The organism is Martelella mediterranea, assembly GCF_021021415.1.
Lineage (GTDB): Bacteria > Pseudomonadota > Alphaproteobacteria > Rhizobiales > Rhizobiaceae > Martelella > Martelella mediterranea_C.
Genome location: NZ_JAINWJ010000017.1, coordinates 101,329 through 120,218 on the forward strand (window position 1 = coordinate 101,329; position 18,890 = coordinate 120,218).

At 62.9% G+C, this 18,890-nt stretch carries 19 protein-coding genes and 1 riboswitch; of the genes, 9 read left to right on the forward strand and 10 right to left on the reverse strand.

Translation table 11 applies throughout. The features are described from left to right. Positions 1 to 232 precede the first annotated feature (232 nt). The 3 genes from K7H91_RS13010 (at position 233) to K7H91_RS13020 (ending at position 3,869) form a co-directional block, all read left to right on the forward strand. On the forward strand, positions 233 to 1,339 hold the full coding sequence (locus K7H91_RS13010) for a TRAP transporter substrate-binding protein (protein ID WP_018065465.1): 1,107 nt from the start codon (positions 233 to 235) through the stop codon (positions 1,337 to 1,339). A 133-nt stretch (positions 1,340 to 1,472) separates the two neighbouring features. Next, positions 1,473 to 2,693, forward strand: coding sequence for an NAD(P)/FAD-dependent oxidoreductase (locus K7H91_RS13015; protein ID WP_230720721.1), 1,221 nt, complete (start codon positions 1,473 to 1,475; stop codon positions 2,691 to 2,693). 189 nt (positions 2,694 to 2,882) lie between these two features. Next, positions 2,883 to 3,869 carry a LacI family DNA-binding transcriptional regulator gene (locus K7H91_RS13020; RefSeq protein WP_230720701.1) on the forward strand — a complete coding sequence of 329 codons (987 nt, stop codon included), beginning with the start codon at positions 2,883 to 2,885 and terminating at the stop codon, positions 3,867 to 3,869. Between the two features lie 266 nt (positions 3,870 to 4,135). Here the strand turns inward: K7H91_RS13020 and K7H91_RS13025 are convergent, their stop codons facing one another. Then, on the reverse strand, positions 4,136 to 4,897 hold the full coding sequence (locus tag K7H91_RS13025) for a phosphoadenylyl-sulfate reductase (RefSeq protein ID WP_269066206.1): 762 nt from the start codon (positions 4,895 to 4,897) through the stop codon (positions 4,136 to 4,138). A gap of 99 nt (positions 4,898 to 4,996) precedes the next feature. Next, on the reverse strand, positions 4,997 to 6,382 hold the full coding sequence (locus K7H91_RS13030; RefSeq protein WP_419197481.1) for a chloride channel protein: 1,386 nt from the start codon (positions 6,380 to 6,382) through the stop codon (positions 4,997 to 4,999). A gap of 383 nt (positions 6,383 to 6,765) precedes the next feature. On the opposite strand from K7H91_RS13030, the gene K7H91_RS13035 reads away from it, so the two are divergent. Genes K7H91_RS13035 through K7H91_RS13045 form a run of 3 tightly spaced genes read left to right on the forward strand, consistent with a single transcriptional unit; the run spans position 6,766 to position 9,348 of the window. Further along, entirely contained in the window at positions 6,766 to 7,329 is a 564-nt protein-coding gene (locus tag K7H91_RS13035; protein WP_230720704.1) for an HdeD family acid-resistance protein, read from the forward strand. Positions 7,330 to 7,338: 9 nt separating this feature from the next. Continuing rightward, positions 7,339 to 8,337 (forward strand): NAD(P)H-quinone oxidoreductase, encoded by a 999-nt coding sequence (locus K7H91_RS13040; protein WP_230720705.1) that lies wholly within the window; start codon positions 7,339 to 7,341, stop codon positions 8,335 to 8,337. A gap of 12 nt (positions 8,338 to 8,349) precedes the next feature. Next, positions 8,350 to 9,348 carry an asparaginase gene (locus tag K7H91_RS13045; RefSeq protein WP_230720706.1) on the forward strand — a complete coding sequence of 333 codons (999 nt, stop codon included), beginning with the start codon at positions 8,350 to 8,352 and terminating at the stop codon, positions 9,346 to 9,348. A gap of 2 nt (positions 9,349 to 9,350) precedes the next feature. On the opposite strand, the gene K7H91_RS13050 is transcribed toward K7H91_RS13045, so the two are convergent. Continuing rightward, the gene (locus K7H91_RS13050) at positions 9,351 to 9,812 is read right to left on the reverse strand and encodes a MarR family winged helix-turn-helix transcriptional regulator (protein WP_230720707.1); all 462 of its coding nucleotides are present in this window, start codon (positions 9,810 to 9,812) and stop codon (positions 9,351 to 9,353) included. 168 nt (positions 9,813 to 9,980) lie between these two features. Here K7H91_RS13050 and K7H91_RS13055 point away from each other — a divergent pair, with 168 nt between their 5' ends. The 3 genes from K7H91_RS13055 to K7H91_RS13065 all read left to right on the forward strand — a co-directional run bounded on the left by K7H91_RS13055 (position 9,981) and on the right by K7H91_RS13065 (position 12,176). After that, positions 9,981 to 10,406, forward strand: coding sequence for an organic hydroperoxide resistance protein (locus K7H91_RS13055; RefSeq protein ID WP_230720722.1), 426 nt, complete (start codon positions 9,981 to 9,983; stop codon positions 10,404 to 10,406). Between the two features lie 184 nt (positions 10,407 to 10,590). Next, the gene (locus tag K7H91_RS13060; protein ID WP_230720708.1) at positions 10,591 to 11,469 is read left to right on the forward strand and encodes a branched-chain amino acid aminotransferase; all 879 of its coding nucleotides are present in this window, start codon (positions 10,591 to 10,593) and stop codon (positions 11,467 to 11,469) included. A gap of 212 nt (positions 11,470 to 11,681) precedes the next feature. Then, entirely contained in the window at positions 11,682 to 12,176 is a 495-nt protein-coding gene (locus K7H91_RS13065; protein WP_230720709.1) for a GNAT family N-acetyltransferase, read from the forward strand. Between the two features lie 9 nt (positions 12,177 to 12,185). Here K7H91_RS13065 and K7H91_RS13070 read toward each other — a convergent pair whose 3' ends face one another. The 7 genes from K7H91_RS13070 to K7H91_RS13100 form a co-directional block, all read right to left on the reverse strand. Continuing rightward, positions 12,186 to 13,046 carry a cytochrome c gene (locus K7H91_RS13070; protein WP_269066211.1) on the reverse strand — a complete coding sequence of 287 codons (861 nt, stop codon included), beginning with the start codon at positions 13,044 to 13,046 and terminating at the stop codon, positions 12,186 to 12,188. Between the two features lie 146 nt (positions 13,047 to 13,192). After that, positions 13,193 to 13,636, reverse strand: a complete 444-nt coding sequence (locus tag K7H91_RS13075; protein ID WP_230720711.1) for a c-type cytochrome — start codon at positions 13,634 to 13,636, stop codon at positions 13,193 to 13,195. A 111-nt stretch (positions 13,637 to 13,747) separates the two neighbouring features. Continuing rightward, a complete protein-coding gene (thiD, locus tag K7H91_RS13080) occupies positions 13,748 to 14,563 on the reverse strand; it encodes a bifunctional hydroxymethylpyrimidine kinase/phosphomethylpyrimidine kinase (protein ID WP_230720712.1) in 816 nt (271 codons plus the stop codon). After that, complete coding sequence (gene thiE, locus K7H91_RS13085) at positions 14,560 to 15,198, reverse strand: thiamine phosphate synthase (protein ID WP_230720713.1); 639 nt, start codon at positions 15,196 to 15,198, stop codon at positions 14,560 to 14,562. Before thiE ends, thiD begins: the two co-directional genes overlap by 4 nt. Then, positions 15,189 to 15,983 (reverse strand): hydroxyethylthiazole kinase, encoded by a 795-nt coding sequence (gene thiM / locus K7H91_RS13090; protein WP_230720714.1) that lies wholly within the window; start codon positions 15,981 to 15,983, stop codon positions 15,189 to 15,191. Before thiM ends, thiE begins: the two co-directional genes overlap by 10 nt. Before the next feature lie 42 nt (positions 15,984 to 16,025). After that, positions 16,026 to 16,120, reverse strand: a riboswitch (TPP riboswitch). A gap of 44 nt (positions 16,121 to 16,164) precedes the next feature. Beyond that, positions 16,165 to 16,941 (reverse strand): hypothetical protein, encoded by a 777-nt coding sequence (locus K7H91_RS13095; RefSeq protein ID WP_230720715.1) that lies wholly within the window; start codon positions 16,939 to 16,941, stop codon positions 16,165 to 16,167. Between the two features lie 137 nt (positions 16,942 to 17,078). Then, a complete protein-coding gene (locus K7H91_RS13100) occupies positions 17,079 to 18,575 on the reverse strand; it encodes a CoA-acylating methylmalonate-semialdehyde dehydrogenase (RefSeq protein ID WP_230720716.1) in 1,497 nt (498 codons plus the stop codon). Positions 18,576 to 18,890 lie beyond the last annotated feature (315 nt).

Here is an 18,890-nt window from a genome sequence, read left to right on the forward strand (position 1 = left end):
CACACAACTTTTCGAAGGACGAAAGGTTCCGCGAATCATCTGCTGTTTCGTCAGCGCTATAGCGCGGCCCAATGTCAAACGCACGACGGGAACCGCGAAGCCCGGTGCCGGCCCCTCCAGGCTTGCAAGCCGGTGCAAAAGGGGCTAGGCCCCAACGGTATCGATCGAAGCCCTGCGGGTGCGCTTTGCAGGAGCGTCGACAAGCAAGAAAATTTTAGCAGGAAATACCCCCATGGATCGCCGTACATTCTTCAAGAAGGCTGGTGTCGCTTCGGCCGGCGCCCTTGCCCCGGCCGCGCTCGCCGCGCCCGCAATCGCCCAGGAAAACCCGAAGCTGAGCTGGCGCCTGTCGTCGGCCTTTCCGAAATCGCTCGACATTCTCTATTCCGGCGCGACCGGCATTGCCGAGCGCGTCAGCGCGGCGACCGACGGCAATTTCGAAATCCAGGTCTATGCCGGCGGCGAGATCGTCCCCCCGCTGCAGGTGCTGGATGCCGTGCGCGACGGCACGATCGAAATGTGCCACACGCCGTCCTATTACTATATCGGCCAGGACATGACCTATGGTCTCGGCACCGCCGTGCCCTTCGGCATGAATGCGCGCCTGAAGAATGCCTGGCTCTATCAGGGCGGCGGCAACGAGTTGTTCAACGACTTCTTCGCCGAAAAGGGCGTCTGGGGCCATCCGGCCGGCAATACCGGCGCGCAGATGGGTGGTTGGTTCTCCAAGGAGATCAACTCGGTCGAGGATCTCAAGGGCCTCAAGATGCGCATTGCCGGCCTCGCGGGCCAGGTCATGGCCAAGCTCGGCGTGACCCCGCAGCAGATCGCCGCCGGCGACGTCTACTCGGCGCTGGAGCGCGGCACCATCGACGCCAGCGAATTCGTCGGCCCCTATGACGATCTGGCGCTCGGCCTCGTCAAGGTCGCGAAATACTACTACTACCCGGCATGGTGGGAAGGCGGCCCGGTCATCCACGCCTTCTCCAATCTCGACAAGTTCAACGAACTGCCGGCAAGCTACCAGCAGATCCTGACGGACGCCTGCGACGCGGTGAACCTCGACATGCTCGCCCGCTATGATGCCGGCAACCCGAAGGCGCTGCGCCAGCTCGTTGCCGATGGCGCCGTGCTGAAGCCGTTCAGCGAAGAGATTCTCGACGCCTGCTACGCGGCCTCGCAGGAAACCTTCGCCGAGATTTCTGCCGAAAATGAATGGTTCAAAACCATTTACGACAGCCAGCAGGAGTTCAAGAAGGACGCCTATCTCTGGATGCAGCTCGCCGAATTCTCCTTCGACAAGTATATGATGGTCCAGCAGCGCAAGGGCAATCTCTAAAGATTGCCGGGTCCAGAGACCTGATTCCGAACGGCCCGGGAGAAATCCCGGGCCTTTTTGCATGCGATTGACGCTGCGCGCGGGAGGCCGTAAGTCGTTTATCGCAGTGCGAAAAGGAAAGGTCTTGGGAACAGTGACGGATCGGATTGTAATTGTCGGCGGCGGCCAGGGCGGGTTTGCGGTTGCCGCGAAATTGCGGGCGCTGAAGGATGAACGGGACATCACGATCGTCGGCGCGGAGCAGGTTCCGCCCTATCAACGACCGCCTCTGTCCAAGAAATACCTTCTCGGCGAGATGAGTTTCGACCGCCTGCTGTTTCGCCCCGAAAGCTGGTACGGCGAAAATGCGATCGACCTGCGGCTGGCAAGCTTCGTGGAGCGCATTGACCGCGACGCCAGGCAGGTGCTGCTGCAGGATGGCTCGACCATCGAATACGGCACGCTGGTGCTGGCCACCGGAGCGACGCCGCGCGTGCTGCCGAAGGCGATCGGCGGCGATCTCGACGGCGTCTACGTGATGCGCGACAAGCGCGATGCCGACCGGCTTGCCGAGGCGATGCGCCCCGGCGCCAGGCTTCTGGTTGTCGGCGGCGGCTATGTCGGGCTCGAGGCTGCGGCCGTCGCCCGCAAATTCGATGTCGATGTCACCGTGATCGAGATGGCGGACCGGATATTGAAGCGGGTGGCCGCGCCAGAAACCGCCGATATCATGCGCGCCGTCCATCTGGCGCACGGGGTCCATATTCGTGAAAACTGCGGCCTTACCCGCCTTGAGGGCGAAAACGGCCATGTCGTCCGCGCGGTGCTTGCGGATGGCACCACGCTGGACGTCGACATGGTCGTCGTCGGCATCGGTGTTGCGCCGAACGATCAACTGGCGAAGGATGCCGGTCTTGCGGTCGGAAACGGCATCGTCGTCGACGAATTCGGACGGACCTCGGATCCTTCGATCTTCGCCGTCGGCGACTGCACCGAACTGCCGTTCGATGGCGAGCGCATCCGGCTCGAATCCGTTCCCAACGCCGTCGATCAGGGCGACGCGGTGGCCGCCGTGATCGCGGGGTCGGACGAGCCTTACGTGCCGGAGCCCTGGTTCTGGTCCGATCAATATGATGTCAAGCTGCAGATTGCAGGCTATAATGGCGGTTATGACCATACCGTGGTGCGCCAGGGCGCGCGGGAGGGGGCAGCCTCGGTCTGGTATTTCCGGGGCGACAGGCTTCTGGCGGTCGATGCCGTCAACGATGCGAGGGCCTATGTCTGCGCCAAGAAACTGCTGGCGGCCGGCAGCAATCCGTCGCCGGACGTCATCGCCGATCCCGCGACCGATCTGAAGGCGCTTGCCGCGCAGTGACGGTGTCAGGCCGAACGGCGGAACCTCGTCATATTACGTATTTGTATTTGCTGAAATCATGTGCAAAGTAAAATTAGTGGTTCGTGAAATGCAACCTGATAACAATAACAATGGGATGCGTTCGCGATAGAGCAGGGGAACGGGGAATTGTCTTTACGGGTAAGAGGCGGACCGAGAGCGCGCACGACATTGAGTGACGTCGCTCGTATTGCCGGCGTAAGTCCGATCACGGTGTCGCGTGCGCTGAGAGAGCCGCACAAGGTCAGCGACAAGCTGCGCGAACAGATACTCGAAGTCATCGAGGATATCGGCTATGTGCCGAATTTCGCGGCGCGCGCGCTGGCAAGCCGCCACAGCGGAACGGTCGCCGTTCTGGCGCCGATCCTGGAAATGAGCGGCTTCTTCCATGCCGCCCACGGGATCGAGGACAGGTTCCATTCAAGCGACGTCACCACGCAGTTCGCCAATATCGGGCTTGATGCCGCTGAAGAAGCCAAGCTGATCAACCTGTTCGTCGCGCAGAATCCGGCGGGCATCATCCTCGAAAGCGTTGCCGAATTTCCGGTCAACAAGCCGCTGATCACCGAACTTGGCTGCCCGGTCGTGCAGATGATGGATACCAGCATCACGCCGCTGGACATGGGGGTGGGCATTCGCAATCGCGCAGCCGCCAAGGCGGCGGTCGAGCATCTTCTTTCCAAGGGCTATCGCCGGATCGCTCTTCTGGGCGGCGGCAAGGATATCCGCTCGCGCCGCCGGTTCGAGGGCTATCAGGATGCGCTTGCCGAGGCCGGGCTCTATGATCCGGACTATGTTTTCGAGGCGAGCGGCAGCAGTCCGCTGGAACAGGGCATGAAGCTCGTTTTCGATCTCGGCAAGCGTCTACCGCAGATCGATGCGGTGTTCTGCCATAATGACCGGCTGGCGCTCGGCGTCTATTTCGGCGCGCAGCAGATCGGCCTCAAGGTGCCGGAGGATCTCGGCATTTGCGGATATAACGGCGTCGACTTCGCCGATGTGGAAGAGTCGCCGCTGACCTCGGTCTACGTGCCGCTCTACGATATGGGCTACAAGGCCGCCGAGATGATCATGCGCTACCTGAGCGAGGGCGAGCGCCCGAAGAAGGCGGTGGAACTGCCGTTCGAGATCATCGAGGGCGCTTCCACGCGGCGATAGAGCCCTTCAGGCTTAAATGGAATCCGTTCTGTTTGCCCAAACCGGTCATTCCACGCGAAGAAGCTCGCGCGGCATAGCCATAGCTATGTTGAAGGGCTTCGACAAAGTGGAGGGCCGGTTTCGGCAAACCCGAAGGGCGGCATGAATTTGTGCCATTACCGGCGGTCTTCGGCTTGGACATAGCGACGGCTATGCCCTGCGCCAAAGCCCTTGGTCCTGGCACAAATTCCTTGCCGCAGAACGCTTCCATTTAAGCCTGAAGGGCTCTAGCTCGCCGCCTTGGCGACATGCAGGCCGCATTCGCGCTTGGCGTCGTTTTCCCACCACCACCGTCCGGCGCGCTCCGGTTCGCCGGGCTTGATCGCGCGGGTGCAAGGCTCGCAGCCGATCGAAGGATAGCCGCGGGCGTGAAGCGGATTGATCGGGATGGCGTGACGCTCGACATGGGCGCGGATAACCTCAAGGTTCCAGTCGGCCAACGGATTGATCTTGATGAGGCCGCGGGCGGCATCCGCCTCGGCATAGGGCGTGGTCGCGCGGTTGCCGGACTGGCCGCGGCGCAAACCGGTGATCCAGTAGGCCGCGCCATCCAGGGCCCGGGCCAGCGGCTCGAGCTTTCGCACCTGACAGCAGGCGTGGCGGGCCTCGACGCTTTCGTAAAACCCGTTGCGGCCATAGGTTTTGACATAATCATCGACCGCGGCGGTCTCGGGCCGGAAACGCTCGATGCGGATTCCGTAGCGCGTTTCCGTCTCGGTGATCAGCGCTTCGGTTTCGGGAAAAAGCCGGCCGGTATCGAGCGTGACGATCCGGATATCGAGGTCGCCGGCGGCGATTGCGGCGGTGATCACCTGGTCCTCGATGCCGAGGCTGGTGGTGAAGACCGCCGGCCTGCCGCTATCGGCGGTCAGCCGTAACCGCCCGACCAGGTCGAGCCCACCGAGTGTCTTGTCCAATTCCGCGACTGTATTGCTGTTCGTCATAACGCTCGCCTCTTCGAATTTCCGGCGCAGTGTGACGGCTATCATTGCGTGGGACGAGGAACCCGATTTCCGAAATGCCGGCAGGGGAGGCAAAAGCTTGGCGTTTCATCCGGGATTGGTAGAACGCCGGCGCTTCTGCCCTGGTCAGACGCCGCCCTTTTCGTCGTAGCGGCGGGTTTCCTCGCGCATTTCGCCGATCGAGGCGCGGTCATACTCGTCAACCTCGCGGTTGCGGGCGCGCTGGAACTTGATGCTGTCGGCGAGATAGGCGCGTGACAGGCCGTGATAGAGCGGCTCGCGCGAGATCAGCCGCGAGGCGATGTAGCCCAGCATCGAGGTCGCCATCAGCGTGATGATGCCGTCGTGGTTGTCGGTCATTTCCAGGATGATGACGAAGGCCGTCATCGGCGACTGCACCACGCCCGCGAAATAGCCCGCCATGCCGAGGATCGCGCCAAGCCCGATGCTGACGCCGAGCACATCGGCAATCGTGGAGCCGAAGGCAGCGCCCACCGACAGCGACGGGGCGAACAGACCGCCCGGAATGCCCGAAGCCATCGACAGGAAGGTGGCTGCCAGCTTGCCGATGAAGAAGACGGGGCTGATCGAGCCGCCCTCAATCACGGTCCGCGCCTGTTCGTAGCCCGTGCCGAAGGTTGCGCCGCCAAAGACGATGCCGATGATGGCCACGGCAAGGCCGCAGGCGCCGGCAAACAGCGCCATGCGCTGGATTGGCGCCGCCTGTGCCCAGCGCTTGATTCTCCGCGCCGCCTTCAGCGAGTAAAGCGAGAACAGCGCGCCCAGAAGGCCGCCGCCAATGCCGCAGACGAACACGGCAACCCATTCCTCCGGCTTGACGGCGATGGCGGAGGCGTGGCCGAAATAGGTATAATTGCCGGCGAGCCCGATCGCGGCGAGGCCGGACAGGATGATGGCCGAGACCACCAGCCCGTTGGCGCGCGATTCATAGGCGCGGCTCATCTCCTCGATGGCGAATACGATGCCGGCGAGCGGCGTGTTGAACGCCGCCGAAATGCCGGCCGCCGAGCCCGCGACGATCAGCCCCCGGGTCTGGATCATCTTCCCCCAGCGCGCCGTCTGGATCATGATCGAGGCGCCGACCTGCGCGGTCGGTCCCTCGCGGCCGATCGAGGCGCCGCAGAACAGGCCGATGATGGTGATCAACACCTTGCCGGTGGCGACCCTGAGATTGAGCAGCCTGTGCTGGCTTTCGACATCATGCAGATGGCGCGCGGCAATCGCCTGTGGAATGCCGGAGCCCTGCGTGTTCGGGAACCAGCGCGTTGAAAGATAGGAGCACAGCATGAAGCCGAGCGGGGTGAGCACCAGCGGCAGAAATGGCGACCAGGCGCTCGACTGCCGCATCGTCTCGAACAAGTGGTAGGCATGGTCGGAAGCGCGCGCGAACCCGACGCTCACCACCCCGATCATCACCGCGCCGATCCAGAACACCAGCCGCGGCTGCCAGATCCGCCATGACCCCCACATCACCCTTGTGCGGCGGACCATTTTGACGTTCTTGTAATAGGGGCGCATGGCTCGGCTTTCGCGGCAATGTCAGTGTTTCGGCAGTCCGCGGCCCGGCGGCATAAGGCATCAGGATACGGGGTGAAGCTGACCCGTTATCCTCTTGACCTTGAAGGATTTCAAGGCTCTTTCCGGCAAAAAGAATTGATCATTCGCACTTTATGTTACCGCGCGTCCGAAGCGTGATCGGGCTTTGCCCGGCCCGGCGGATTGCGGGTAAACATGGCGCGTCGCCGCCCCGCCCTCATTGCGCGATCGGCAGCCGTCCGGTGTGCGGCGCTCTGCTGAGCGAAGAACAGTTGCTTATCATATCCTTCCTCACTATCGTCTCGACAATATTTGTATTTCTTGGAAGGGGATATCCAATGACGATTCTTGAGCAGCAAGAGCTGAATGCCGACAAGGCGAGGGGACGCTGGGGATGGGTGCTGGCCTTCGGCGTGTTGCTGATCGTCCTGAGCCTCATCCTGCTTGGCAATCTGGTGGTTGCCACCGTGGCCTCGGTGGTGTTCTTCGGCGCAATGCTGATCGTTGCCGGCGTGATCCACCTGTCGCAGCTTTTCTATAATCGGCGGACAGGGCATGTCGCCTTCTGGCTGATTTCCGGACTGCTTTACGTGCTGGCCGGCATTTTCGTGATGCGCAATCCGATGCTCGCCTCCGGCGTGTTTACCATCATGGTCGGCATTTCGCTGGCGATTGCCGGCGGTTTCCGCATCTATCTCGGCATGACCATGCGTCCGGTCAAAGGCTGGGGCTGGATGATCTTCTCGGGCCTGGTGCTGATCCTCGCTGCGGTGCTGATCGCCTCCAACTTCCCGCAGAACAGCCTGTGGCTGCTCGGCCTGTTCGTGGCCGCCGACTTCCTGGTCTACGGCTTTTCTCTGGTGGTGTTCGCGCTGGCGCTGAAGCCGCGCAAGGAAGCGTGAACGGCTGAGATGGCTTTGGACGGAAAAATGCGCCACGTCGCGCTCGGCGGTTTCGGCGCGCCTGACGTCATGTCGATCGCATCCGGTCCGCGTCCGACGCCGGGGCCCGGCGAAGTGCTGGTCAAGGTGGCGGCTGCGGGCGTCAACCGCCCGGATGTCGCCCAACGGCAGGGTAATTACCCCCCGCCGCCTGGCGCGAGCCCCATTCTTGGCCTCGAAGTGGCGGGAACGGTGGCGGCGCTTGGCGAAGGGGTGACCGGTTTTGCGGTTGGCGATCGGGTTTGCGGGCTTGCCAATGGCGGCGGCTATGCCGAGTTCTGCATCCTGCCCGAAGGTCAGGTGCTGCCGGTGCCGGACGGCATCGACGATGTCAGCGCCGCCGGTCTGCCCGAAACCTTCTTCACCGTATGGGCCAACCTGTTCATGATGGCAGGGCTTGAGAAGGGAAAGAGCGTCCTGATCCATGGCGGCACCAGCGGGATCGGCACGACGGCGATCCAGCTTGCAAAGGCGTTCGGGGCGTCGACGATCTTCACCACCGCTGGTTCGGCCGACAAATGCGCGGCGGCGGAGCGGCTTGGCGCCGATGTCGCGATCAATTACCGCGAGCAGGATTTCTCCGAGGTGATCAAGGAGAAGATTGGCGGCGTCGATATCATCCTCGACATTATCGGCGGCGCCTATTTCCAGCGCAATCTTTCGGCGCTCGCCAAGGATGGTTGCCTTTCGATCATCGCCTTTCTCGGCGGCCCCAAGGTGGAAAACGCCAATCTCATGCCGATCATGCTCAAGCGCCTCAAGGTGACGGGCTCGACCATGCGCCCGCGCACCGATGCGGAGAAGCGCGAGATCCGCGACGAATTGCTGGAAAAGGTCTGGCCGCTTATTGCCGCGGGCAAGGTCAAGCCGGTCATCGACCGGGTGTTTGCCTTCGAGGATGTCGTGGAAGCCCACCGGCGCATGGAGGGTGGGGACCACATCGGCAAGATCGTTCTCACATTCGATTGACGGGATAGAGGCATGACCAACCCGGTTCTGGTGGAAGTCACCCGCGGCGATGTCGTTGAAAGTCGCCACCGCGGCATGATCGCCGTGGTCGATGGCGGGGGCGCGGTTGCCTATGCGGCAGGCGATATCGAGGCGGCGGTGTTTCCGCGCTCGGCCTGCAAGGCGATCCAGGCGCTGCCTTTTGTCGAAAGCGGGGCGGCGGATGCCTTCGGTTTCGGCGACAGGGAGATCGCGTTTTCGGCCTCGTCCCATTCGGGCGAGGATGGCCATGTCGAGCTCGCCGGGCAGATGCTCGCAAGGGCGGGGCGCGGCGTCGACGATCTCGAATGCGGGGCGCACTGGTCGTCTCAGCAAAAGGTGCTGATCCACCAGGCCCGCACCCGCGAAAAGCCGGACGCGCTCTGCAACAATTGCTCGGGCAAGCATTCCGGCTTCATCTGCGCCTGCGTGCATCAGGACATCGACCCCAAGGGCTATTCCGGCTACGACCATCCGCTGCAGGCCGACATCCGTGCGGCGATGGAGGATGTCACCGGCGCGCCGGTCGGCCGCGATCTCTGCGGCATCGACGGCTGCAATATCCCGACCTATGCGGTGCCGCTGAAGGCGCTGGCGCAAGGCTTCGCAAAGCTTGCGACCGGGGAGGGGCTGTCGCCCGCGCGGGCCAAGGCGGGACGCCGCATCCTGTCGGCCTGCATGGCCGAGCCCTGGTATGTGGCCGGCACAAAACGCGCCTGTACCGAACTGATGTCGCTTTCGCCCGGGAAAATCTTCGCCAAGACCGGCGCGGAAGGCGTGTTCTGCGCGGTGCTGCCGGAAAAAGGCCTCGGCATCGCGCTCAAATGCGAGGACGGGACGACGCGCGCCGCAGAAGCGATGGTGGCCGCCGTGCTCGCGCGTTTCATCGATGACGCGGCGATTGCGGCCAAACTTTCGGATATGGCCACGACGACGCTGAGGAACTGGAACGGAACCGAGGTCGGCGCGGTTCGCGCGGTTCTGCCGGCGTAGTCTTAATCGGCTGGCGCAAGCAGCCGCTTGCGCAATGCGTTCAACTCGGAAAGCAGCGACTGCGCCTGATCGAGGCTGCATCCGGTCTTCAGCGCGATCGCCGCGGCGACATTGCGGGCCTTGCCACGCGCGGTGCGGCCTTTCTCGGTCAGCGCCACCTCGACGCGCCGTTCATCCTCGCGTCCGCGCTTGCGCATGATATAGCCGGCAGCTTCGAGCCTTTTCAGAAGCGGCGACAATGTCCCGGAATCGAGCCCCAGCCGTCTTCCCAGCTCGTTGACGGTGACCGGCCTGCCCTCCCACAGCACCATCATTGCGAGATATTGCGGATAGGTCAGGCCGAGTTCCGCAAGCAGCGGCTTGTAGGCGCGCTGGAAGGCGTGCTCGGTCGCATAGACGGCAAAACAGAGCTGGTTGTCGAGATTGAGCAGCGGCTCGTGAGCGTCGTTTTCAAGGTGTTCCATGCTGAGAATATAGCGGGTAAGCGAGGCTTTTGTAAATATATATTGTGAACAATATAATTGTGCACTATATTATAACCGTGCGATGAACGCGGAACCGAAACCCGCGCTCGCGCGTCGTTTCGATAGGTTCCACTGAATGCGCCATCGGCGCGAAGGAGAACGAAGATGATCAAGACACTGTACACCACCAAGGCCACCTCCACCGGCGGCCGCGAAGGCACCGCCCGCACCGAGGATGGCTCGTTCGAGGTGAAGCTCACCCCGCCGAAGGAAATGGGCGGCCCTGGCGGCGAGGGGGCCAATCCAGAGCAGCTTTTCGCCGCAGGCTATTCCGCCTGCTTCACCTCCGCGCTGTTCAACGTTGCCGGCAAGAAAAAGGTGAAGCTGCCGTCCGAAACGCGGGTCACGGCCACCGTCGGCGTCGGTCCGCGCGATGATGGCGAAGGCTTCGGCATCGAGGTTTCGCTCTCGGTTGCCATCCCCGGCATGGACCGCGCGGAGGCCGAAGAACTGGTTCATGCAGCCCACATCGTCTGCCCCTACAGCCATGCGCTGCGGGTCAACTACGAAGTGCCGGTTTCTGTCACGGAATAGGGCGACTTCATCGCAAACGAGGGCGTCGGGCGCGATAGCGCCTGGCGCCTGTTCTGTTTCTTTCTACGCCGCGCGACCGGCGCGGAAATTCCGCTTGACGTTGACCTTCGGTCCGTCTTGATTGTCGCCACACGATCCGCCGCCGCCCGAAACGCGCAAAAGCGGATGGCCGAAGGAGAATGACATGGCTGCAATCGACACCACCCCCGCTTTTGAAACCTGGACCTATGTCGATGGCGAGTGGCTTCCCGGCAATCCGCCGCTGATCGGCCCGACATCGCATGCGATGTGGCTCGGTTCCACCGTCTTCGACGGCGCGCGCTATTTCGAGGGCATGGCGCCTGATCTGGACGAGCACTGCAAGCGCATCAACCGCTCCGCCCGCGCGCTCGGCCTGCAGCCGACCAAGACCTCGGAGGAAGTCGAGGCGCTGGTCTGGGAAGGGCTGACGAAGTTCAAGGGCGCTGAAGCGGTCTATATCAAGCCGATGTACTGGGCCGAACATGGCCTTGACGGGCTCGTGCCCGCCGATCCGGCGTCCACGCGTTTTGCACTCTGCCTGTTCGAAACGCCGATGCGATCCACGGTGCCGGTTCGCTTGACGGTCTCGCCCTACCGCCGCCCTTCGCCGGAAGTGGCCATGACCCACGCCAAGACCGGCAGCCTCTACCCCAATTCCGGCCGGATGATGCTGGAGGCGCGCGCCCGCGGTTTCGACAATGCGCTGGCGCTCGATATGCTCGGCAATGTCGCCGAGACGGCGTCGGCCAATATCTTTCTGGTCAAGGACGGCATCCCGATGACGCCGGCGGAAAACGGCTGCTTCCTCGCGGGCATCACCCGCAAGCGCATCCTCAAGCTTTTCCGCGACAACGGCATCGCCGCGAAGGAGAAGACGCTGACCGTCAAGAATTTCCTGGAGGCCGACGAACTGTTCCTCACCGGCAATTACAACAAGGTCGTGCCGGTGATCAAACTCGACGACCGCGATTTCGAACCCGGCCCGATGGCGAAACAGGCGATGACGCTCTACATGGACTGGGCGCGATCGACCTGCAAATAGGGGCCAGCAGCATTTTCGGATTGACAAGGCGCGCGTTTGAGCGCATTGGATTTTCCATGATCAAGACCGTGACCCACAATCATATGTATTTTTGGCTGTTCCAATAGGAGCGGCCGATTGATCATGTTCATCACCGGCCGCCTGGGGGCGGCAAGGTGTTGAAAGAAAACGTCCCCCACGGCGGCAGAATTCGAAGGCCAAGGGACGATAAAATGACTGACGATCAAGACAAAATCGCTCTGGAACGACCAGCCCTGATGACCATCAGGAAGGCTGTCGAATCCGATATTCCGCAACTGCTCGAGATGATCGGGCTGCTCGCTGCCTTTCACGACGATCCGTCGGAAATGACGGCGGAGAGCCTCAAGCGCGACCTGTTCGGCGCAACGCCGTGGGTAACCGCGCTGGTGGCCGATGCCGGCGCACAGCTTCTCGGCTACGCGCTTTTGACGCCGCTCTACCGCGCCCAGCAGGGCCGGCGCGGCATGGATCTGCATCATCTGTTCGTGCGCGACGGTCACCGCAACCACGGCGTCGGCCAGCACCTGATCGCCCGCGCCCGCGACTTCGCGAAGGCCGCCGGCTGCACCTACATGTCGGTCAGCGCGGCCACCGGCAATTTCGGCGCTCATCGATTCTATCAGCAGATGGATTTCGTCGCGCGCCCGGTGACCGGCATGCGTTACATGCAGTCTCTGGCGGAGTGAGCCCGCAGTCTATTGCGTGGGCACGGCCTTCAGATAGGCGGCGATGGCTTCGAGGTCGGAACGCGGCAGATGCGACAGGTTCTCCTGCACATCGACCATCGAGCCGCCGGCGGTATCGAATTCCGGCGTGAAGCCGGTTTCGAGATAGTCGGCGATCTCCGCCGCCGTCCAGTTGCCGATGCTCTTGGAGCCCGGGGTGATGTCCGGGATCGTCCCTTCGCCGTCGGGGTTCGGCCCGCCGGCGAGCCACTTGTCATATTCAAGCCCGCCGAGCGCGTTGCGCGGCGTGTGGCACTCGCCGCAATGGCCCGGCCCCTCGACCAGATACTGGCCGCGCATGATTTCGGGCGAGGCGTCGGTGAACTGCACCCGCGGTTCGTTGACGAAGAACAGCTGTTTCCAGAATGATAGCCCCAGCCGGACATTGAACGGGAAGTCGACATCATGCGGCTTGCTGGGCGTATCGCTCGGCGGCAGCGTCATGATGTAGCCGTGGAGGTCCTTCACGTCCTGATCCTTCATCCGCACATAGGAGGTGTAGGGCAGGGAGGGGTAGAGATTGCGCCCGTGCGGGCCGACGCCCTTCTTCACCGCGTTGGCGAAGTCCATGAGCGACCAGTCGCCGATGCCTTCCTGCTTGTCGGGCGAAATGTTGGGGGCATAGAAGGTTCCGAAATCGCTCTCGATCGGGTGACCGCCGGACAGGACAAGTTTCTCCTCGCCGGCCGCTCCTGGTGCTGCATGGCAGCCGGCGCACTGGCCGGCCCAGAACATTTTCGCGCCATTATGCGGATCGGCGGCCTGCAGGTCCTGATAGTCCGCCGGGTCGAGTTTCGGTGGGGTGAAGGCAACCACGAAAGCCGCCCCCATGAACAGAGCGGCGACAGCCAGTACGATGATCGTCAGCTTTTTCACGCCGGGTCTCCCTGTTCCCGAATTTCAAGAGAAAATCGCAGTTCCGGGCGAACTGGGAACCGCTCCAACGCCCGGAACTGCGACAAGATAGTGAGAGGGCTCTACTTGTCGACGCGGTAGAGCTTGTGGCAGGCCGCGCAATTGGCCCCCAGCGTCTTCATCGCGGCTCCGACGGCGGCCTGATCGGCGGGCAGATCGGCCAGCAGGGCATCGGCGTCATCGGCGAGCTTTTGCGCATGAGCCTCGAAGTCGTCCATGTTTTCCCAGATCGCCGGGCTAGCCTCGGTGCCGTTTCCGGATTTCGAATCAGGCGGGAAATGGGTCGGGAAGTCGGTGATTTTGGTGGAGATATCGGTAAGCGCGCCCTGAACCACGATCGGGTCATAGGCGTTCTCGCCCTTGGCGATGGCGCCGAGCTGGCCCATGGCCTTGCCGATCGCCTTCATGTCGTCCTGGCGCAGCATCTGCGGTGCATCCTGGGCAACCGCAAAGCCGGCGCTGAGACAGAGCGCGACAGCGCCGGCGATCATAAATCCGTTTTTCATCCAAAGCCTCCTTCGTTGCTCAGGCCGCAGTATACGCAGCCTCTGTTTGGAAGCTAGGGGCAGGATTAACGTAGGGAAGATGAACGGCGGCTGACTGCGGGGTGGACGGCATCACGTTTTGGTGACTTCGCCCCACAATTGATGGAAATGATGTGTTGGCCCGTGGCCGGAGCCGACATGGAGGCTGTCGGCCGCCGCGATCGCGCCGGCGACATAGCGCTTGGCGTTCGCCACCGCCTCGGAAAGGGGCGCGCCCTTGCCGATCTCGGCCGCGATCGCGCTTGAAAGCGTGCAGCCGGTGCCGTGGGTGCTGGCGGTGTCGATGCGTGCGCCCTCCAGCCATTCATGGCCGTTGGCAGTGACCAGCAGGTCCGGGCTTTCCGCCCCCTCCAGATGGCCGCCCTTCAACAGCACCGCCTGCGCGCCGAGGCCTCTCAGCGCGGTTGCCTGCTCGATCATCTGATCGCGGGTGGTGGCGGTCTCGGCATCGAGCAGGGCGGCGGCTTCCGGCAGGTTGGGCGTCAGCACGGCGGCAAGTGGTATAAGGTGCTCCTTCAGCGCCTCGATAGCATCCTCCGGCAGCAGCCGGTGGCCGCCCTTGGCGACCATCACCGGATCGAGCACGACCGGAACCTCCACATGGTGGCGCAGGCTGTCGGCGATGGTGACGGCGATATTGGCATTGACCACCATGCCGATCTTGATCGCGTCGACCTTTACGTCATCGAAGATCGCGGCGATCTGCTCGGCGACGAAGGCCGAGGGCACCTCGTGCACGCCGGTGACGCCGCGGGTGTTCTGCGCCGTCAAGCCCGTCATCGCCGCCATGCCATAGGTGCCGAGCGCCGAAAAGGTCTTGAGGTCGGCCTGGATGCCGGCGCCGCCCGAGGGGTCGGAACCGGCGATCGAGAGAATGTTTGCGATCATTGCTTCGCCTTCCGGATGGCTTCGGCAAGGTCCGCCGTCGCCTGATATGGATCGGGCTGGCCGCAAATGGCCGAAACGACGGCGACTCCGTCGGCCCCGCTTTCGAATGTGGCCGCCACATGCTCCCCTTTCAACCCGCCAATGGCGACGATCGGCAAGCGGCAGAGGTCGATCATCTCGCGAAGCCCGTGAAAACCGACGGGAAGCGCGTGGTCGGGCTTGGTTCCGGTCGCGAAGATCGGGCCGGCGCCGATATAGTCGATGCCGGTGGGATCAAAGGCGCGCGCGACATCGAGGCCGTTGACGGAAACACCGAGAAGCTTCTCCTCGCCGATCAGATGTCGCACCTCCTCGGGATGCGCATCCTCCTGGCCGACATGAACGCCATCGGCATCGATGGCGATCGCGGCCTCGACGTCGTCATTGACGATCAGCCGGACGGGCGTGCCGGCCGTCACCTGTTTCAGGGCGAGCCCCATGTCGATGCGCTCGCGCGTCGAGGCGTGTTTCATGCGAAGCTGGACGATCGTCGCCCCGCCGGCGATGGCATCCCGCGTGGTGGCGACCATGCCGTAGTCGCCGCAAAGCTTCGGGTCGAGGACGAGATAAAGGGAAAGGTCGAAATTCATGGCCATTCGATCTCCGCTTCGCTGGCAAGGGTTTGGGGCGTGACGGCCGCAAGCGCGTCGAGGAAATGGACCTGGAACGAGCCCGGACCTTCCGCCCGTCCATGCGCGCGGCTGCCGGCGACGCCATAATGGGCAAGCGCTGCAACGGTCGCTTCGAAGGCATCCTCGCGCCATGCGCCGGCATAGCCGCCGACCAGCGCCGTCAGCGCGCAGCCGAGCGCCGTCACCCGCGGCATCAGCGGCGAGCCGCCGCCGATGCGGGCAACGCGGCTTCCATCGGTCACAAAATCGCGTTCGCCGGTGACCGCCACCACTATCTTGCGCTCGTTTGCAAGCGTCTTCGCAGTTTCCTCGGCGGCCGCCACGCTGTCGCCGGCGTCAACGCCCTTGCCGGCGCTGGTGGCGCCCGAAAAGGCGAGGATTTCCGAGGCATTGCCGCGCAGGATCGTGGGCCCGAGATCAAGCAGCTCAAGGGCTGCCCTGGCGCGGAAGCCGGTGGCGAAATGGGCGACTGGGTCGAGTACCCACGGCGTTTGCTTGCCGTTCGCGGTCTCGATCGCGGCCTTCATGCCGGCAAGCCAGTCGGGGGAAAGCGTGCCGATATTGATGGTGAGTGCGGACACGATGCCGGCAAATTCGCCGGCCTCCTCTTTGGCGTGGACCATCGCCGGGGAAGCGCCGGCGGCGAGCAGCACATTGGCCGCGATGTTCATCGCCACATAATTGGTGATGCATTGCGTAAGCGGCGCGTCCGCGCGCATTTTCTCAAGTATGGGGGCGATATCGGCCATCGGCGTCCTCCTTGTTTATCGCGGAGGAACTCGGGCGCCGAAGCAAAGACCCGAGTGACTCCCTCCGCCGGCATGATCCGGATCAGGTTCCAAGGGTACATCTCAGCCCGCTCTCACGGACGCCCCTGTCGCTCTAGTGGCATTGTTATAACAGAAAAAGCTGCTTCGGAAAGAGGTGGTGTTACTCCGGCGAAGGGTCGCGCCACGCCGTTTCGCCACAGGGCCCGGTGGTCGCCAGAACGGATGCGAGATCGCGATCCTTGGCCGCCTGTTCGACGAAGCGCTGCCGCTCGGGCGAAAGCTGGTCGGCGAGATTGTCCTGGTTCCAGGCGCGATGCCGAAAAATGAATTCGTCGTCGAACAGGCGCTGTTCCTCGGCTGTCCGCGTGTCCTTCAGGCTTTCCCGCAGATAGGACAGCACATCCGGGTTCAGCGGCGTCATGCCTTCGCCGTCATCGGTGATGAGAAATGAAAGAAGGGCCGCCTCGCTGCCTCTTGTCGCCGCGTCTTGCAGGCGCTCCATCAGTGCAGCGAATTCGACTTCGCCCTCCGTCTCCGGGTTACGGGTAAAACGGCCGCAATAGATAAGGTCGCTGTCGGAGAGTTTTTCCTTCGCAAGCCGGAACATGGCCATCACATATGGCAAGGTCATGCAGGTATTGAGATCGTCGAAAGCACTGTCTGTCTGGATGTATTCGCGCCAGAGTTCATAGCGTGCCTCTTCTGTTCCCTCGTCTGCGAATGCTGGATAGCGCTTTTCATAGATTTCGTAGTGCCCGCGCAGATAATCACCACAATCGGGAATGCGGGGATTGTAGTCGAGTTCGGAGGTCGCGAATTCCCATTCCTCGAACGTCATTTCCGGTCTTGTCGGCTGCGGATGCGTTTCGAACGACCATGCAGAGGCTTCACAGGCGAATACGCTGCACGCCGCGAACGCCATCAACAATCGAGTCATCATACCCACCGGTTCCTGCGAGACACCCGTAAAAGTAGTGACAGGTTAACACTGGTATCCGGCTGTAGAAAGATGTGGAGCAACCGCAGAAATACGTGACCTCCGCGCACTCAGGACGCGGAGGTCACGTTTATATATTACTTCATCGTCGGCATCGAGAATTCGGCGCCGGCGCGGATGCCCTTGGGCCAGCGCTGGGTGATGGTCTTGAGGCGGGTGTAGAAGCGCACGCCCTCCGGGCCATGCATGTGATGGTCGCCGAACAGCGAGGCCTTCCAGCCGCCGAAGGAATGGAACGCCATCGGAACCGGGATCGGCACGTTGACGCCGACCATGCCGACCCTGATCTTGTGGGCGAATTCGCGGGCGGCATCGCCATCGCGGGTGAAGATCGCGGTGCCGTTGCCGAACTCGTGGTCGTTGATCCACTGGGCGGCCTCGTCATAGCTCTTGGCGCGGGCGACGGAGAGAACCGGGCCGAAAATCTCTTCCTTGTAGATCTTCATGTCGGTGGTCACCTTGTCGAACAGGGTCGCGCCGACGAAATAGCCGTTCTCGTAGCCCTGCAGCTTCAGGCCGCGGCCATCGACCACCAGTTCGGCGCCTTCTTCCACGCCCGAATCGATGTAGCCGGTGACGCGTTCAAACGCAGCGGCCGTCACCAGCGGGCCCATATCGGCTTCCGGATCGGTGCCGGGGCCGACCTTGAGGGCGGCAATGCGCGGCTTCAGCTTGTCGATCAACCGGTCGGCGGTCTCGTCGCCCACGGGCACGGCCACCGAGATCGCCATGCAGCGCTCGCCGGCGGAGCCGAAGGCCGCGCCCATCAGGGCGTCGGCGGCCTGGTCCATGTCGGCATCGGGCATCACGATCATGTGGTTCTTCGCGCCGCCCAGCGCCTGGCAACGTTTGCCGTTGGCGGTCGCGGTGGTGTAGATGTAGCGCGCGATGGGGGTCGAGCCGACGAAGGAAACAGCCTCGATATCCGGGTCGTTCAACAGCGCGTCGACGGCTTCCTTGTCGCCCTGAACGACGTTGAAGACGCCATCCGGCAGGCCCGCTTCCTTCAGCCATGCGGCAATCAGCAGCGAGGCGGAGGGGTCGCGCTCGGACGGCTTCAGCACGAAGCAGTTGCCGGCGGCCAGCGCGATCGGGAACATCCACATCGGCACCATGGCCGGGAAGTTGAACGGCGTGATGCCGGCAACGACGCCGAGCGGCTGGCGGATCGCGTAGCTGTCGACGCCGGTGCCGACATTTTCGGTGTATTCGCTTTTCAGAAGCTGCGGGGCGGCGGTGGCGAACTCGACCACTTCCATGCCGCGCTGGATTTCGCCGAGCGCGTCGGAATGGACCTTGCCGTGCTCGGCGGTGATGACGGCCGCCATCTCATCGATCCGGGCTTCCATGATCGACAGGAACTTGTTGAGGATACGGGCGCGGCGCAGCGGCGTGGTCGCCGCCCAGTCCGGGAACGCCGCCTTGGCGGCCTCGACGGCGGACCGCACATCGGCGGTGCTTGCCAGCGACAGCTCGCCGCTCTGCTCGCCGGTGGCGGGGTTGTAGGTCGGCACGGTGCGGGTGCTGGTTCCCGCAAAGGGCTTGCCGCCGACAAAATGCTGAATGGATTTCATGAGTATTCCTCCGGTGATGCTGCCTATAAGGCTTTTTGGATTTTGAAGCCATCGATCTCCCCGGTTGAGGGCAAGGCTCTTGTCCATGGCCTTTCCGCATAGCCCCCCAATCTTCTCGCCCCGGAGGGGAGAGATGTCGCGACAGCGACAGTGAGGGGGGAGTTTCTCCCCACGGAGGCCCTCACGGTTTCAAATGCTGCTTCACCCTCACTGCCCCTTTCGGGGCATCTCTCCCGCAAGCGGGAGAGAGTATTGGGAGCAAGCCGCATGGCCAAATGCAATTTCCCTGCCTTCAATGGGAAAGATCAATGCTGT

Excerpts from the sequence above, each read along its gene's own strand:
- K7H91_RS13010 (WP_018065465.1), top strand. The coding sequence starts at position 233 with ATGGATCGCCGTACATTCTTCAAGAAGGCTGGTGTCGCTTCGGCCGGC.
- K7H91_RS13025 (WP_269066206.1), bottom strand. The coding sequence starts at position 4,897 with ATGATAGCCGTCACACTGCGCCGGAAATTCGAAGAGGCGAGCGTTATG.
- K7H91_RS13030 (WP_419197481.1), bottom strand. The coding sequence starts at position 6,382 with ATGGTCCGCCGCACAAGGGTGATGTGGGGGTCATGGCGGATCTGGCAG.
- K7H91_RS13035 (WP_230720704.1), top strand. The coding sequence starts at position 6,766 with ATGACGATTCTTGAGCAGCAAGAGCTGAATGCCGACAAGGCGAGGGGA.
- K7H91_RS13040 (WP_230720705.1), top strand. The coding sequence starts at position 7,339 with ATGGCTTTGGACGGAAAAATGCGCCACGTCGCGCTCGGCGGTTTCGGC.
- K7H91_RS13045 (WP_230720706.1), top strand. The coding sequence starts at position 8,350 with ATGACCAACCCGGTTCTGGTGGAAGTCACCCGCGGCGATGTCGTTGAA.
- K7H91_RS13050 (WP_230720707.1), bottom strand. The coding sequence starts at position 9,812 with ATGGAACACCTTGAAAACGACGCTCACGAGCCGCTGCTCAATCTCGAC.
- K7H91_RS13060 (WP_230720708.1), top strand. The coding sequence starts at position 10,591 with ATGGCTGCAATCGACACCACCCCCGCTTTTGAAACCTGGACCTATGTC.
- K7H91_RS13065 (WP_230720709.1), top strand. The coding sequence starts at position 11,682 with ATGACTGACGATCAAGACAAAATCGCTCTGGAACGACCAGCCCTGATG.
- K7H91_RS13070 (WP_269066211.1), bottom strand. The coding sequence starts at position 13,046 with ATGGGGGCGGCTTTCGTGGTTGCCTTCACCCCACCGAAACTCGACCCG.
- K7H91_RS13075 (WP_230720711.1), bottom strand. The coding sequence starts at position 13,636 with ATGAAAAACGGATTTATGATCGCCGGCGCTGTCGCGCTCTGTCTCAGC.
- thiD (WP_230720712.1), bottom strand. The coding sequence starts at position 14,563 with ATGATCGCAAACATTCTCTCGATCGCCGGTTCCGACCCCTCGGGCGGC.
- thiE (WP_230720713.1), bottom strand. The coding sequence starts at position 15,198 with ATGGCCATGAATTTCGACCTTTCCCTTTATCTCGTCCTCGACCCGAAG.
- thiM (WP_230720714.1), bottom strand. The coding sequence starts at position 15,983 with ATGGCCGATATCGCCCCCATACTTGAGAAAATGCGCGCGGACGCGCCG.
- K7H91_RS13095 (WP_230720715.1), bottom strand. The coding sequence starts at position 16,941 with ATGACTCGATTGTTGATGGCGTTCGCGGCGTGCAGCGTATTCGCCTGT.
- K7H91_RS13100 (WP_230720716.1), bottom strand. The coding sequence starts at position 18,575 with ATGAAATCCATTCAGCATTTTGTCGGCGGCAAGCCCTTTGCGGGAACC.